The following is a 15,492-nucleotide window of genomic DNA, read 5'->3' on the forward strand; positions in this document are numbered from 1 at the left end:
CCTGACAAATCTGTGCATTGGCACCCGGAAATCGGTGCAGGGTACCAGCCTTTGGCCTTAAGATTCACCCCTGCCCCACTTCAGGCGAGCCGCATCGAATGAATCGTAACGACTTGCGTCGCGTAGACCTCAACCTGCTGATCGTGTTCGAAACGCTCATGCACGAACGCAGCGTGACCCGCGCCGCCGAGAAACTGTTCCTCGGCCAGCCGGCGATCAGCGCCGCGCTGTCGCGCCTGCGCAACCTGTTCGACGACCCGCTGTTCGTGCGCACCGGCCGCAGCATGGAGCCCTCGGCGCGCGCCCACGAGATCTTCGCCCTGCTGTCGCCGGCGCTGGACTCGATCTCCACCGCCGTCAGCCGCGCCGCCGAGTTCGACCCGGCCACCAGCAACGCGGTGTTCCGCATCGGTCTGTCGGACGACGCCGAATTCGCCCTGCTGCCGCAGCTGCTCAAACGCATCCGCGCCGAAGCCCCCGGCATTGTCCTGGTGGTGCGCCGGGTCAACTACCTGCTGATGCCCACCCTGCTGGCCTCGGGCGAAATCTCGGTGGGCGTGAGCTACACCAACGAGCTCCCCGCCAACGCCAAGCGCAAGGTGCTGCGCCGCAGCATGCCCAAGCTGCTGCGCGCCGACAGCATGCCCGGCAGCATCACCCTGGATGACTTCTGCGCCCGGCCCCATGCCCTGGTATCGTTCGCCGGCGACCTCTCGGGGTTCATCGACGAGGCACTGGACGAGATCGGCCGCAAGCGCCACGTGGTGCTTGCGGTGCCGCAGTTCAACGGATTGGGGAGTTTGCTGGCGGGGACCGATATCGTCGCCACGGTGCCGGACTACACGGCCGATGCGCTGACTGCGGCGGGTGGGTTGCGGGCAGAGGACCTGCCGCTGGAGGTGCGCACCTTCGAGCTGCACATGGCCTGGCGTGGGGCGCAGGACAATGATCCGGCGGAGAAGTGGTTGCGGTCGCGGATACAGATGTTCTTCGGCGATCCGGACAGTCTTTAGGTTTCGCTGAAATAGGCCGTTCTTCTGATCATTTTTGCTTATCCAATGAGCATGGAGTCGAAAACCTGATTGCGCTTGGCCAAACAAGCCAGCGCGACGCAAGGCACGATGCCTTACTAGGTCTATTGGTAGGCCGCTTTCGATAGTGAACAGAGCTCGCATACCCCTTATTCACGAGGTATACGGGAGGTATCGAGGCATCCCCAAGATTCTGCCATCCAACACGCTGAACTTTCAGACAGCAACACTGGAAAATACACGCAAGGAACAATACCCTGCCAAGGATACAACCTAGACGAGTTGATCATGTCAGGGATTACACCGTTTCAAACCCCGCGTTGGATGCGAGACCTCGTCCGCTTCCTTCCACTGAAAAGCCAATTTGTCCTATCGGGTAACATTAGGGACCTCCAAGCCTGCGAGATCGCCCCTGGCACGGTCACGGCTCAGAGTTTCAACCAAACCCTCTGCGACGCCCTGCTCGACAGCGGCTATGGCCATGTGCTGGCTTGGGACCCGGTGGCTGGTTTTCGTGTGCTTTGCAGGCCCGGCAGCGACCCGGCACCGGGCCAAGCCTTACTCCAGGAACTCGGCCTGACCGCGGTGAACGGTGCCGCGTCAGCGGGTATCGACTTGCTCGCCGCCACCGTGCAGCGTCTGCTGGCCCGCGCCGATGCACCGGTCGCCCTGATCATCGACTTCGCCTCGCGCCTGGCGGTACGTAGCGATTCCCTAAGCGCGGCGGAGCATCAGCTGTTCACTCAGGCCTTGGTGCATGCCCACCAGGCGCGCAGCCGGCCGCAGCCACAAACGCGCAAGCCATTCTTCAATACGCTGCTGTGGCTGGTGGAAAAAGAAGGCGACCTGCCGGACTGGCTGCTGGTCGACAATCCCCGGATTCGCCACATTCCGGTATCCAAACCTGACCAATTGGCCCGCCGCGCCCTGGCCCCGGCCCTGCTCAAGGGGCTCGCCGGTAGCCAGGAGTCAAGTCAGGACGCGCTCGCCCAAGCCGCGGACGCCTTCGTGCATAACACCGAGGGCCTATTGCTGCTCGACCTCAGTGCGATCGCACAACTCGCACGGGTCGAGGGGGTGGCCATGGTGCAGATAGCCGATGCCGTGCGCCGATATAAAGTGGGTGTCACCGAGGACCCCTGGCTGCGCATTGATCGCCAGCGCATCCGCCAGGGCGACGAGCTAGTGCACCAGCGAGTGAAAGGCCAGGACCACGCTGTGACCCACATGCTGGACATCGTCAAGCGGGCGATGACCGGCGTCGGCGCCAGCCGCAAGGGTAACCGCCCGCGTGGCGTGGCCTTCCTGGCCGGCCCCACCGGAGTGGGCAAGACCGAGTTGGCCAAGACCATGACCAGCCTGCTGTTCGGCGACGAAAACGCGTATATCCGTTTCGACATGTCGGAATTCAGTGCAGAGCATGCCGACCAGCGCTTGATCGGTGCGCCACCAGGCTATGTCGGCTACGACGTCGGTGGTGAACTGACCAACGCGATTCGCGAGAAACCCTTCAGCGTGGTGCTGTTCGACGAAATCGAAAAAGCCCACCCGCGCATCCTCGACAAGTTCCTGCAGATTCTCGACGATGGCGTGCTGACCTCTGGGCGCGGTGACCGGGTGTACTTCTCCGAGGCGCTGATCGTGTTCACCTCCAACCTGGGCATCTACCGCCTGGGCGACAACGGCGAGCGCGTTGCCAATGTGCTGCCGGGCGAGCCCTATGAGCAGGTCCGGGAGAAAGTCCACAGCGAGATCGACCGGCACTTCAAACTGGTGCTCAATCGTCCGGAAATTCTCAACCGTATCGGCGAGAACGTCATCGTTTTCGACTTCATTCGTGAAGAAGTCGGCCAGCAGATCTTCGAACAGATGGTCGATGCCACCTTCAAGGACCTAAAACAGCAGGAACTACACGTGACCATCGCCCCTGAGGCGCGTCAGGCGTTGCACGCCCTGTGCCTGCGTGACCTGTCGAATGGCGGCCGGGGTATCCGCAACCAACTCGAAGCGCATCTGCTCAACCCGCTGGCGCGAGCCTTGTTTGATCAGGACGCGCAACCTGGCGAGCATTTCTCCATCAGCCGACTGGGAGTCGGCGGATTGACCCTGGAACGTCGCTGACCATGGAGCTGAGCCTCTCCCGCGTGCACTTCCCGGTAACCACCCTCGGCCCAGGTCGGCGCCTGGGCATCTGGTTTCAGGGATGCAGCATCCGCTGCCCGGGGTGTATATCCGCTGACACCTGGGGGCCAGGCAAGCGCCGCGTGCGTATTGCACAACTGCTGGAGCAACTGACGCCCTGGTTGGCTGAGGCCGAAGGCATCACCCTCTCGGGCGGTGAACCCTTCGACCAGTTCCCTGCCCTGCTCGCTCTGCTTCAAGGGTTGCGCCAGTCACCCCCCCTGGACATTCTGGTGTACAGCGGCTACACGCTGGAACACCTGCAACCCCTGCTGCAACAAGCCGAAGGTCTGATCGATGCGTTGATCAGCGACCCCTTCGACGAGCGCAGCGAGCAATCCCTGGCGCTGCGCGGCAGCGACAATCAGCGCCTGAATCTGCTGACCCCGCTCGGCCATGAACGCCTGGCCAGCTACCAGCGCCCCTTGCAACCCGCCGACCAGGCCCTCGACCTGATGTTCGACGAGAACGGCAGCGTATGGATGGCGGGGATCCCTCGGCGTGACGACGTACTGCGTCTGCGCGACCTTTTGAACGCGCAAGGCCACCAGATTCGCACCAGCGCGCACCGCCACTGACCGGAATTCGCCCGATGATTCGCTATTGCCCCAATTGCAACACTGCACGCCCGGTACAGGAAATGTTCTGCGAGGGCAGCGTCGACCAGCACCCGTGCAACTGGGACCTCGCCGGCGAGCCGATCCAGGCTGACGGCTGGCGGCCGCAGGTCATCCATACTCTGGACAAGCTTCCGCCGACGGATACGCTCCCGGCCCATGGCATCGTCTGTGAAAACGGCCATGCCATGGACCCCGGCGACCTGATGTGCCTGGAGTGCGATGCCCTGCCCGCCCAGCCCTCAACCAACGATGTGCCAGTTGCCCCGGTCGACGAGACGCCCGCAACCAGCGAAACATTGATCGAAGGCTGGTCGCTGATCCGCCAGATCAGCAATACCGACGGCGTCCGCGAGCGTTACCTGGCAGTGCACCAGGAAACCGCTCGCCAAGCGGTGCTCACCCTTTATCGACCAGGCGCGGAACCGGACCCTGCGGTTTATGACGTGATCCGCCGCCTGCCGCGCGAGCACGTGCCCGAAATCATCGCCACCGGCCGCTGGGATGGCCGTGCCTTCGAAGTGATCGAGGAGCTGACCGGCGGCAGCCTGGCCGACCTCGGCGGCGTGATCCGCGAAGCCCACAGCGTGCGCCATGTGCTGCGAGAGCTGGGCCAGGCACTACACACGTTCAACGAGGCTGGGCTGCGTCACCGTGACTTGCGCCCGGCCAGCTTGCTTATACGTGCCCACGAGCCACTGGACCTAGTGATCAGCGGCTTTGGCTCGGCGCGCCTGTCAGAATTCGACCTGGACATCGTCTCGCCCCTGGAGACCAGCCGCTACATGGCTCCTGAAGCCATCGCCGGCGGTGTGGCTTCCGCCTCGGACTGGTGGAGCCTGGGCATGATCCTGCTCGAACAACTGACCGGGGGCGCCTGCTTCGAGGGCATCCATGCCAATGCCTTCCTCATCCATGTACTGGCCAACGGCGTGCCGATTCCCGACGACCTCGACCCGGAGCTGAACCTGTTGTTGCGCGGCCTGCTGGCACGTGACCGGCACCAGCGCTGGCAATGGCCCGAGGTCGAGGTGTGGCTCGACGGACGCCCGGTGCAGGCACCGGCTTCAGCCTTTGCCGAACGCGACGACGGCGAAGGTGCCACCTTGCAACTGGGTGAAGCGCGCTACCACAAACCAGCGGTATTCGCCCTCGCCGCCGCTCACGCCGAGCACTGGCAGCAGGCACTCGACCACCTGCTGCGCGGCGTCATCGTCACCTGGGCCGAGCAGATTGGTCTTCCCCCCTCATTGCTCGCCGGCCTGCGCCAGGTGGTACAGCATGACGGGCTCGAGGACGATTTCCGTTTGATGCTCGCGCTGAAACTGCTCAACCCGGAAATCCCGCTGATCCACCGCGGCGATATCGTCACCCCAGGCTGGTTGCTGGAGCACCCGCTGGAAGGCTACCGGCTGATCAGTGGCTCGGTGCCCGACCTGCTGGAACAACTGCAGACCGACAACTGGCTTTCTCGCCTCAAACTGCGCGCCGAACAGGTTCGCCAGCGCGCCCTGCACCAGCAGATCGAACTGGTCGAGGAGACCTTGCGGGTATACATACTATCGACCTCGCGGGCAAAGCTCACCAGCGAATGGCAAGCGCGCCAGCGGCTGCTGCCGGATACCGAGCACCCCGGCCTGCAGGCACTGGCGGAACGACGGGTCATCGCCGAAGAAGACCTAATCGTGCTGCTCAGCGCTTCGATCGGGCAATTCCGCTCGGTGGATGCAATCATCCAGGAAGCAGCGGAGCTGGCCACCAGCGTCGAGGTCGGCTGGTTCGACAGCGAAGCTGCCACTGCGCTACTGCAGCATCCGCGCCAAGATCTTTACCACAGCGTCGATGAGCGCATACGCGGGTTCTCCCGCAGCGGCGTAGCCGCAGTGGATGCCTGGGCCGAGCAGTTCCGCCTGGAACGGCGCATGCCGCTGGCCCAGACCCTGGTGCTACTGGCCATTCCGGCAAGCCAGTGGTTTGAGCCGCAAAAGCAGCAGTATGTGTCACAGATCCTAGAGTTCTTCGAGAAGAAGGTGGTAACCGCAGTGATGCGCGGCCCGCTGGTGCGCATGAGCATCGGCAAGACCACCGCCCGAGTCGATCTCAACGAACTGCACAGCGAGCGCCACCCGGCCGCCGCCCTGCTCGACCACCTGCTGCTGCGCAACGAACGGGCCGTGAACCTGGACCCGGAATGCTTCCAGGCCATGCCGCAGATTGCCTCACGCCTGCACGCGCTACACCGGCAGAGCGCATTGTACAAACGCGACACCGGCATTGACGGCCTTTACCTGGGTTTCCCCTTCCTGCTCAGTCGCGACACACGCGGCACCACGCGCACACGCATCATTCCGCTGCTGTTGTGGCCGGTGAAGCTGCTGCTGGAAGTGGGCAGCCGGGGCCTTGCGGCCCTGGCCTTCGACAGCGAACGCGAAGAGGTGCGCCTTAACCCCGCGCTGGAAAGCGTACTCGGGGCCGAAGCCTGCAAGCGCTGGCGCAAGACGGCCGACGAGTTGCTTAGCCGCTCCTCGATCCGCGCCAGCGACGTGATGGATGCGTTCGGCATGCTTGCAACTGCGCGCTCGCGCAGCATCGCCGGCCTACCGGCCAGCAGCGTGGAAGTCGTGCCTTACCAGGACGAACTGGCCTGTGCCGGCGTATTGTTCCACGTCACCTTCATGGGCCAGGCCATTGGCGAAGACCTGCGCCAGCTGAAGTCGCTTTCACCTGCAGGCAGCGGGCTCGAGACCGCATTGCGGCTCAGGGCCGATGAGGAAGCCGAGGCCGTGGCTCCACCGGCTGAACTGCACCGCTATTTCACCGTCGCCAGCGACCCCTCCCAGGAAGCAGCCGTGCTGCAAGCACGCCAAGGCCCGGGCCTGCTGGTCGAGGGGCCACCGGGCACCGGCAAGAGCCAGACCATCGTCAACATGGTCGCCGACGCCATCGGCCGCCAGCGCAGCCTGCTCATCGTCTGCCAGAAGCACGCGGCGCTAGAGGTTGTGTACAAGCGCCTGGTGGCCGAAGGGCTGGGCCAGCGCATCGTCATGCTCAATGACGTCAACCGCGACCGTGAGCCGATCATCCGCAGCATTCGCGAACAATTGGAAACCCTGTTCATCGGTGGCGATGAAGGCCAAGGCCTGCTCCGCCAGCGCGAACAGGCGGCGGCGCGAATCGAGGCACTCGAAGGCGAGCTGGACCGCTTCCACCAGAGCCTGCACCGCCCGGACCCGGCCACAGGCTTGAGCTACCGACGCCTGCTGGGTGAGCTGATCGCCCTCGAAGATGGGCCGGCACCACTCGAGTTCCCGGCGTTGCGCCAGCGCCTGGCTGTGCTTGACGTTGCCAGCCTGACCCGCCTGGAAGAAAACTGCGCACCACTGATACGCCTGTGGTTGCCCGCCCGCTACGAAGGCAGCGCCCTGTCGCAGTTGCAGCCGTTCGCCACGGACCGCTCTACACTGCAGGCCTTTACCGACAGCCTTGAGGCTTTCAGCCAGGCAGAGCTGCAGCGCCAGGCTACCCTGCAAACACACTCGGCCAGCTTCGAGATTGAAGACCCTGCACCGTACCGGGCATGGATAGCCGCCCATGTGGCTGCCTTGCTCGGTCTGAGCCAGGAACAGCGGCTGCGCCTGGCCCGCTGGCTGCCGCTGTTCCGCAGCAAGGACGGCGAGCAGTTGCCGCGTGGCGAATCGATGCTGAACGAGCTGCGGCAACTGCAACAGCAGCTCGACCAACTGCCCGAAGGCGATTACCTGCCAGCACTGTCGCCCGCGCTGAGCCTGCTCGACAGCAAGCCGATGCGCAGCCTGGAAAGCGATTGCGCCCAGGTCATGGGGGCTCGCTCCTGGCTGGCGCGCGTCAATCCGTTGCACCTGCTCAGGCGCAAGCGCCTGCGCGGTTTCCTCGAAGCGCAGGGTGACAGCCGTATGGATGAAGCCCTGCCAGGGCTGCGCGCGGCCATCGATCTGGAGCAGCAATGGCGCCCTCTGCGCGCCGAACTTGCTGCACTTCACCAAGCGTTGACCCTGGACAGCGTCGCCGCCCAGGCGGGCCTGGAACTGGCGGCCTTGGTCAAAGCTGATATCCGTCAGCTCGTCGAGATCCAGGCGTTGGCACAGGCACTGGCACAGTCGCCTCGCGCACGCCAAGCAGATGACGCCGTGCTTACCGGTGACAAACAACACTTGGAGGCATTGCTCGGCGATCTGGACGCCTCCTTGCTGCGCCAAGGCGTTCGCCAGTCCAGCCTAAACCAGCTCAAGCTGCTCGACGACTGGCTCGGCAACGAACTGGCTGAACAGTTGCGGCATGCCGTGGAACACAACCTGAGTAACGAACTGGCACTCAGTCGCCTGCACGACGCCTTACCCCACCTGGCGGCCTACCAGGGCTTCCGGGCCCGCGCCGGGCAACTTGCCGAGGCTGACCTGGACCTGCTGGCCCTCCTGCGCCAGCGCCAGGCGCAACTCGACGCTTTGCCCTCCGAGCAACTCGAAGCCGCCGTGCGCCGTCTGCTCAACCGCGAAGCGCGGCTGGGCTGGAAGCACCGCATCGAACAGGCGAACCCGGAACTGCTGTTCAGCCAGGAAGAGGCCCAGGCCAAGGTCGCCAGCCTGGCTCAGGCCGATACACGGATGCGTGAGCTCAACCGCCAGCTGTTGGCCACCGGCATCGACCCGGCGCGCCTAGGCAGCCGCAAGCAGTGGGAGGACGTGACCCGGCTGACCGGCAAGCGATCACGCAGGCTGCGAGAGTTTCTCGAACTGGGTGCACCGCTCGGGCTGATGACATTGCGCCCGGTATGGCTGATGAACCCGGACGTGGCCAGCCGGGTGCTGCCACTGAAGAACGGCCTGTTCGACACGGTAATCTACGACGAGGCATCACAGATGCCGGTGGAGTTTGCCCTGCCGACCCTGTTCCGCGGTCAGGTCACAGTGGTCAGCGGCGACGAGAAGCAGATGCCGCCGACTGCGTTCTTCTCCAGCCGGGTCGAAAGTGACGAGGCCGAACTGTTCGATGGCGACGAACCGGACGAGGACGCTGACGAAGAGCAACGCGAGGCCTTCCAAGACACCTGGAACCGCCGCGAAATCAAGGACTGCCCAGACCTGCTGCAACTGGCGCGCAACGCCCTGCCCAGCACCACCCTGCAGATCCACTACCGCTCGGCCTACCGCGAGTTGATCGGTTTCTCCAACGCCTCGTTCTACGGTAACCGCCTGAACGTGCCGGTGCGCCACCCCCGGGCAAGCATTCGTCAGCTCCAGCCGCTGGAACTGATTCAGGTCGAGGGCTTGTACCAGAACCAGAGCAACGTTGCCGAAGCCGAGCGTGTCGTACAGTACCTGGAGGCGCTCTGGCAGCTCCCTTACGCGCACCGCCCTTCAGTGGGCGTTGTGACCTTCAACCGCAAGCAAGCCGAGCTGATCGAGGAGCACCTGGAAGCTCACGCCTCCGAGAACGAAGCCTTCCGCGCCGCGTACGCCCAGGAACGCGAACGCAGCGAGGACGGTGAAGACATGTCGGTGTTCGTCAAGAACGTCGAGAACGTGCAGGGTGACGAGCGCGACGTGATCGTGTTTTCTTCCACCTTCGGCCGCAACAGCCAGGGCACCTTCCGCCGCCACTTCGGGGTGCTCGGCCAGACCGGTGGCGAACGCCGCCTGAACGTGGCGGTTACCCGTGCTCGACGCAAGGTGGTGATGATCACCTCGATGCCCATCGCCGACATTTCCGACATGCTCAACACCCAGCGCGCCCCTGCCAGCCCACGCGACTACCTGCAAGGCTACCTGGAGTACGCGCGAGCGCTGTGTGCCGGCGAATTCGACTACAGCAGCAAGCTGCTGGGCCGCCTGCAGACGGACCGCAGCACGCAGGTGCATGGGCACTACCAGGGCCGCGACGGCTTCGCCAGGATCGTTGGCGCGTTCATCGCCTCCTTGGGCTGGAATGCCGCTCCGGCCAGCGAAGGCGACGCGTTTGGCCTGGACTTCGCCATCGCAAGCCCGGCGACCGGCATCTATGCCATCGGTATCGAATGCGACGCGCCCAGCCACGCCTTGCTCGAACGCGCCCGGGCCCGGGAAATCTGGCGGCCCTCAGTATTGCGCCGAGCAATCCCGCAGATCCACCGCGTCTCATCCCAGGCCTGGTACCACGACGGCGACAACGAGCGCGCTCGCTTGCGTGTGGCCATCGAGGGCGCCATGCAGGCTGAGCAGCAGACGGCCTCATCCAACGAAAAGGAGAGCTGCCAATGAGTGGCCCGAAGGTGGTGCGCATCGTTACCCGTGAAGAAATCATCGCCATTTGCGAAGGCCATCTGCGCCTCCTTGATCAGGCCGTGGCACGCTGGGAGGCCCAAGCCGAAGGGCTTGGCCAAATGAGTGAGCAGGAGCGCACGGCCACGCGGGCACGGCAAGCGCGATTGCGCGCCTTGCTCACTGATGACCAGTTCCGAGAGCTGCAGAAAGCCGTCCCCATCGAGATCGAGCACCTGCGACGCGACCAACTGGCCCGCGAGGAGCGCGCTGTTCGGCAAGCGACCGAGCAGCGCCAGCACCAACGCCGCATGCAGGAAAACGCAGCGCTGCTGCTCAAGGCCCTAAGCGGCCGCACTGACACCGCCCCGCACGTGGCGCAAGCTCTGACACAACTGGCCGATGGCGCCCAACTGGCCAATGCCGAGCAACTGCTCGCCCAAGGCTTCGCCCAATTGAGCAGCAGCAACGAAGCGCAAACCCTTGACGAGCAGCAACACGCGCTGGCTCAGCGGCTCAAGGAGGACGCCCCCGCGCCCGACCTCAACACGTGGTTAGCCGAACGAGCACAAACGATCCGTGATCCGCGCCTGCAGCAGATCGACCGACATATCGCCGAGCTGCACCTGTTGCAAGGCGCAGCCCGTGCGTTGCCCTTTGTCCAAGCCTTGGCCCGAGCCGAAGCACAGCCCCAGGCGCAGCAGCGTAACTTGCTGCTCGACAGCCTGGTGATCGAGTTGGCCGACAATAATCGCGACTTCCAACTCAGTCGCGATTCGTTGGCCAAGCTCCACGACTTGGCAAACGGAGTGCGAGCCCACCTGGATGCTGGAAACGAGGTATTGCTCGAGAAGGTCAGCCTGTGCACAACTGCCACCTCGCAGACTATGGTGGGCGAGCTGACCAGCCACTGCGAAGCGGTTCTTGCCGCTCATGTGCAAGCACACGCCGCCCTTGCCCGTCGCGAAGCCATGCTTCAGGGCTTGGCCGAACTCGGCTACGAAGTGCGCGAAGGCATGACCACCGCCTGGGCCGAATCGGGCAAGGTAGTGCTGCGCAAGCCAGCCACACCAGGCTACGGCGTAGAGCTGGGAGGCAAGGCCGAGAACGGCCGCTTGCAAGTGCGAGCAGTGGCATTGAGCCATGATCGCGACACCCAGCGCGACAAGGATATCGAGACGATCTGGTGCAACGAGTTCGGGCGGTTGCAAGCGATGCTTGAGGGCCATGGAAGCGAACTGCTGATCGAGCGAGCGATGGGGGTGGGAGAGACGCCACTTAAAGAAGTACTTACAGCTGAAGACGGAGACATAGCTGCCGCCGCACAGATCGTGCCCCAGCAAGTGGTGTAACTCATCCAGGGCGCTATTTAGCGTCCTCCCCGCCCATGCTTGATCAGCAGAAAACCAAGATTGACCGTGTAAGGATTTTTCCTTACCATTCAGTTAATACATCCGGGAGAACGCTCATGCCTGCCATCCACGAAATCGCCACGTTGACCTCGAAGGGGCAGGTCACGCTGCCAAAATCCGTTCGCCAGCTACTGGGCATAGACACAGGTGGCAAAATTGCATTCGACGTACGCAACGGTGAAATCGTGGTCAGCCGCGTAGAAACCACCCACGAAGACCCTGCCATCGGTGCATTCCTGGGTTTGCTGGAGGCTGATATCCGAGACGGCCGCAACCTCACCACTCTGCCGGAAGACTTGGCGCAAACCATGCTCGCCAACGCAAACCACTCCGTAAACCTGGACGAAGATATCGACGGTGAGGTCGCGATCTGATGCTGCGACATGGCTGGACACTGTTGTTCCATGAAGGTGTGACGTTACAGCTACGCAAATTGCAAGAAGCGGCCGCCCGGGCCGAGCAGAACGACCCGCAAGGTTTTGAGAGCAACGCCAACGTCAAGCTGTTTCGGGCATTGAGCCATCTGATCATGGAGGCTGTGCCTGCCGATCCGGGCCGTGATGAGTTCCGCCAAGGCAATACGCTGGGCACCGCCTACCGACATTGGCGCCGTGCAAAAATCGGCAGGCGCTTTCGGCTGTTCTTTCGCTACGACTCAAGATCCAAGGTCATCGTCTATGCATGGGTCAACGACGAAAATACCCTACGCTCCGCAGGCAGCAAATCCGATCCCTACGCCGTATTCGAGAAGATGCTGGGCCGCGGCAACCCTCCTGATGACTGGGATGCGCTGACTGCTGCGACGCGTAGCGACTGGGACGAGCCCAAAGCATAAATTACGCAAGTGAGTGAGAGATTGCACGTTTGAAACCGATCCCTCCTCGTTGCGTCCACTGGAATCCACTCGTAGCTGCTGTTGAAAGGGGTACATCTGGGGTACAAATCCAGTTTCCCGTTCATAACCTTTTGACTTATATGAATGTCAAAATGTTCTTCGGGGATCCGGACAGCCTGTAGGTCGAAAGTCCCATTCGCGTGACCAAGCGCCGGTTCGGTAACGCGGTGCAATGGATCTCGCTTTTTACGCTATCGAGTCTGTGGATGGTGAGCAGCATTTTGTGGCTGCTGTACACCACCCTAGGCGCAATCTTTGTACCTGACGCAGTAACATGATCGCGCGCATGATGAATTAAGACTCAAGCCGCATCCACTGCGGCGAGACTACGATACTGTCCCTTGAAATACAGCAGTGGCTGCGCGGCGTCGGCGTCCTGCACGTTCAACGCCTTCACCTCGCCAATCACGATCAGGTGATCACCGGCAGCGTGTTCGGCGTGAATCTCACAATCGAGCCAGTGCAGGCTGCCGGCAATGATCGGATTGCCCAGCGGCGACGTCTGCCAGTCGATGCCCTGCCACTTGTCCGTGCCACGCCGAGCGAACTGGCTGGAAATCCCGACCTGCTCGCCTGACAGGATATTGACCGCGAAACGGCCGGCCTGGCGAATTCCGGGATAGCTGGCCGAACTGGACATGACGCTGAACGACACCAGCGGCGGATTCATCGACACGCTGTAGAACGACTGGCAGGTAAAGCCAAGCGGTTCGCCATCACTGTGCGAGGTGATCACCGTGATGCCGGAGGCGTAGTGCCCGAGCGCTTGGCGAAAGCGCAACGGCTCGATAGCCATACAAGGAAGCGACATAGTAGGTCCTGAAGATTTGATACAACCCGCCAACAATGAAAAAGGGCCGAAGCTGCACGCCCCAGCCCTCCCACACCGCGCTCGGCTTTACCTCGCGAGTTCTCGGCGCACGATCTCTGCACCTGCACTCAGTGCATTGAGCTTGCCGCGTGCCACGGCGCGCGGCAACGGCGCCATGCCGCAGTTGGTGCACGGGTAGAGCTTGTCGGCGTCGACGAACTGAAGGGCCTTGCGCAGGGTATCGGCCACTTCCTCCGGGGTTTCGATGGCGTGGTTGGCCACGTCGATGGCCCCGACCATCACCTTCTTGCCGCAGATCAGCTCGATAAGCTCCATCGGAACGTGGGAGTTGTGGCACTCCAGCGAGACGATGTCGATCTTGGATTTCTGCAGCTTGGGGAACGCCTCCTCATACTGGCGCCACTCGGAACCCAGGGTCTTCTTCCAGTCGGTGTTGGCCTTGATGCCATAGCCGTAGCAGATATGCACTGCCGTTTCGCATTTCAGGCCTTCGATCGCCCGCTCCAAGGTGGCAACGCCCCAATCATTCACTTCATCGAAGAAGACGTTGAAGGCGGGTTCGTCGAATTGGATGATGTCAACGCCGGCAGCCTCAAGCTCGCGGGCTTCCTCGTTGAGGATCTTGGCGAATTCCCAGGCCAGCTTTTCGCGGCTTTTATAGTGCGCGTCATACAGCGTATCGATCATAGTCATGGGGCCTGGCAGCGCCCATTTGATCGGCTGCGAGGTTTGCTGACGCAGGAACTTGGCGTCCTCCACGAACACCGGCTTCTGACGAGCCACGGCGCCCACGACCGTCGGAACACTCGCGTCGTAGCGGTCACGAATGCGGACGGTTTCACGCTTCTCGAAGTCGACGCCGTCGAGGTGCTCGATGAACGTGGTGACGAAATGCTGACGGGTCTGCTCACCGTCACTGACGATATCGATACCGGCGAGTTGTTGCTCGTGCAACGACAGACGCAACGCATCCTGCTTGCCCTCGGCCAGCGCCTCGTCTTGCAGTTTCCAGGGCGACCAGAGGGTTTCCGGCTGGGCCAGCCAGGACGGTTTGGGCAGGCTGCCGGCAGTCGAAGTGGGGAGTAGTTTTTTCATGACGCAAGGCCTTGTGTATTCGATCGTTCAAACAGCGTAATGAGCGGACCACTGCTGCAGCACGGCGTGGTACGGCTTGATGAATTGTTCTTCTGCATACTTGCCTTGCTCAATGGCCAGACGACTGCGCTCTTCGCGATCGTAGACAATTCGAGTCAACGAGTAGTCCTGGTGTTTCAGGCTGGGTTGATAGGACTTGCCTGCCGCCGAGTTCGCGTTGTAGATCTCGGGGCGGTAGATCTTCTGGAAGGTGTCCATCGTGCTGATGGTGCTGATCAGCTCGAGATTGCTGTAATCACCCAGCAAGTCGCCGACAAAGTAGAACGCCAGGGGCGCGACACTGTTCGGCGGCATGAAATAGCGCACCTTCAGGCCCATCTTGGCGAAGTACTCATCGGTCAATGAGTACTCATCCTGCTGGTATTCATGACCCAGGACCGGGTGCTGATTTTCAGTGCGCTGGTAGGTCTTGCTGCTCGAAACGCTCAGGCAGATGACCGGCGGCTTGTTGAAGTGTTCCTTGAAAGCGCTCGAATTCACGAAGCGCTTGAACAGTTTCCCGTGCAGCTCGCCAAACGCCTCCGGCGTACTGAAACCGGACTGCCCCTTGTTGTGCTCCAGCAACAGCACGCTGAAGTCATAGTCCCGCACGTAAGAGGAGAAATTGTTCCCGACAATGCCTTCGATGCGCTCGTTGGTCTTGTGGTCGACAATGCTGGTTTTCAGGATCTCAATCAACGGCAAGGCATCGCCTGCCTGTTCACCCGCGATCTTCATCTCGACGGAAACGATATCGAGCTCTACCGAATAACGGTCACCCTTGGGGTTGTCCCAATGCGCCAGGGCATTGAAGCGATTGTCGATCATCGCCAGCGTGTTGCGCAGATTCTGTTGGCGGCTCGCGCCCCTGGCCAGGTTGGCAAAGTTGGTGGTGATGCGGGTGTTGTCCGCAGGCAGATAGTCCTCGTCGAAACGAATACTTTTAATGGCGAACGTGAAGGTTTTATTCATTGTGACCCGGCACCCTGATTCCCGAAATAGATCCTGAAAAGTCTTCCTGCTTGCCCGGCTTCGAAGGAAAAATTCAATGGGGGGATTGTCAATAAACGGCCACAATGAGACAAACTCATTTTTCTTGAGATGATCTTTAATTCCAC

At 62.2% G+C, this 15,492-nt stretch carries 10 protein-coding genes; 7 read left to right on the forward strand and 3 right to left on the reverse strand.

Going from position 1 to position 15,492, the window contains the following annotated elements; genetic code table 11:
* Positions 1–98 precede the first annotated feature (98 nt).
* The 7 genes from LU671_RS24735 (at position 99) to LU671_RS24765 (ending at position 12,348) form a co-directional block, all read left to right on the forward strand.
* Positions 99–1,013: a LysR family transcriptional regulator gene (locus LU671_RS24735; RefSeq protein WP_232857215.1), complete on the forward strand. Its 915-nt coding sequence runs from the start codon at positions 99–101 to the stop codon at positions 1,011–1,013.
* A 306-nt stretch (positions 1,014–1,319) separates the two neighbouring features.
* A complete protein-coding gene (locus LU671_RS24740) occupies positions 1,320–3,152 on the forward strand; it encodes an AAA family ATPase (RefSeq protein ID WP_232857216.1) in 1,833 nt (610 codons plus the stop codon).
* Positions 3,153–3,154: 2 nt separating this feature from the next.
* Positions 3,155–3,790 (forward strand): 4Fe-4S single cluster domain-containing protein, encoded by a 636-nt coding sequence (locus LU671_RS24745; RefSeq protein WP_232857218.1) that lies wholly within the window; start codon positions 3,155–3,157, stop codon positions 3,788–3,790.
* 14 nt (positions 3,791–3,804) lie between these two features.
* A complete protein-coding gene (locus tag LU671_RS24750; protein WP_232857220.1) occupies positions 3,805–10,101 on the forward strand; it encodes an AAA domain-containing protein in 6,297 nt (2,098 codons plus the stop codon).
* Entirely contained in the window at positions 10,098–11,453 is a 1,356-nt protein-coding gene (locus LU671_RS24755; protein WP_232857221.1) for a hypothetical protein, read from the forward strand. The genes LU671_RS24750 and LU671_RS24755 overlap by 4 nt, the downstream gene beginning before the upstream one ends.
* 116 nt (positions 11,454–11,569) lie before the next feature.
* A complete protein-coding gene (locus LU671_RS24760) occupies positions 11,570–11,887 on the forward strand; it encodes a type II toxin-antitoxin system PrlF family antitoxin (RefSeq protein ID WP_232857222.1) in 318 nt (105 codons plus the stop codon).
* Complete coding sequence (locus LU671_RS24765; RefSeq protein WP_156859478.1) at positions 11,887–12,348, forward strand: type II toxin-antitoxin system YhaV family toxin; 462 nt, start codon at positions 11,887–11,889, stop codon at positions 12,346–12,348. Before LU671_RS24760 ends, LU671_RS24765 begins: the two co-directional genes overlap by 1 nt.
* Positions 12,349–12,709: 361 nt before the next feature.
* Here LU671_RS24765 and LU671_RS24770 read toward each other — a convergent pair whose 3' ends face one another.
* From LU671_RS24770 to LU671_RS24780, 3 genes are all read right to left on the reverse strand, one after another.
* Complete coding sequence (locus LU671_RS24770) at positions 12,710–13,219, reverse strand: flavin reductase family protein (RefSeq protein ID WP_232857223.1); 510 nt, start codon at positions 13,217–13,219, stop codon at positions 12,710–12,712.
* An 87-nt stretch (positions 13,220–13,306) separates the two neighbouring features.
* Complete coding sequence (locus LU671_RS24775; RefSeq protein WP_232857224.1) at positions 13,307–14,335, reverse strand: methionine synthase; 1,029 nt, start codon at positions 14,333–14,335, stop codon at positions 13,307–13,309.
* A gap of 27 nt (positions 14,336–14,362) precedes the next feature.
* Positions 14,363–15,346 (reverse strand): DUF1852 domain-containing protein, encoded by a 984-nt coding sequence (locus tag LU671_RS24780; RefSeq protein WP_232857225.1) that lies wholly within the window; start codon positions 15,344–15,346, stop codon positions 14,363–14,365.
* Positions 15,347–15,492 lie beyond the last annotated feature (146 nt).

Origin of the sequence: Pseudomonas sp. NMI760_13, assembly GCF_021283245.1 — a bacterium.
In the GTDB taxonomy this organism is placed as follows: Bacteria; Pseudomonadota; Gammaproteobacteria; order Pseudomonadales; family Pseudomonadaceae; genus Aquipseudomonas; species Aquipseudomonas peradeniyensis.

Excerpts from the sequence above, each read along its gene's own strand:
- LU671_RS24745 (WP_232857218.1), top strand. The coding sequence starts at position 3,155 with ATGGAGCTGAGCCTCTCCCGCGTGCACTTCCCGGTAACCACCCTCGGC.
- LU671_RS24775 (WP_232857224.1), bottom strand. The coding sequence starts at position 14,335 with ATGAAAAAACTACTCCCCACTTCGACTGCCGGCAGCCTGCCCAAACCG.
- LU671_RS24740 (WP_232857216.1), top strand. The coding sequence starts at position 1,320 with ATGTCAGGGATTACACCGTTTCAAACCCCGCGTTGGATGCGAGACCTC.
- LU671_RS24780 (WP_232857225.1), bottom strand. The coding sequence starts at position 15,346 with ATGAATAAAACCTTCACGTTCGCCATTAAAAGTATTCGTTTCGACGAG.
- LU671_RS24760 (WP_232857222.1), top strand. The coding sequence starts at position 11,570 with ATGCCTGCCATCCACGAAATCGCCACGTTGACCTCGAAGGGGCAGGTC.
- LU671_RS24735 (WP_232857215.1), top strand. The coding sequence starts at position 99 with ATGAATCGTAACGACTTGCGTCGCGTAGACCTCAACCTGCTGATCGTG.
- LU671_RS24770 (WP_232857223.1), bottom strand. The coding sequence starts at position 13,219 with ATGTCGCTTCCTTGTATGGCTATCGAGCCGTTGCGCTTTCGCCAAGCG.
- LU671_RS24755 (WP_232857221.1), top strand. The coding sequence starts at position 10,098 with ATGAGTGGCCCGAAGGTGGTGCGCATCGTTACCCGTGAAGAAATCATC.
- LU671_RS24750 (WP_232857220.1), top strand. The coding sequence starts at position 3,805 with ATGATTCGCTATTGCCCCAATTGCAACACTGCACGCCCGGTACAGGAA.
- LU671_RS24765 (WP_156859478.1), top strand. The coding sequence starts at position 11,887 with ATGCTGCGACATGGCTGGACACTGTTGTTCCATGAAGGTGTGACGTTA.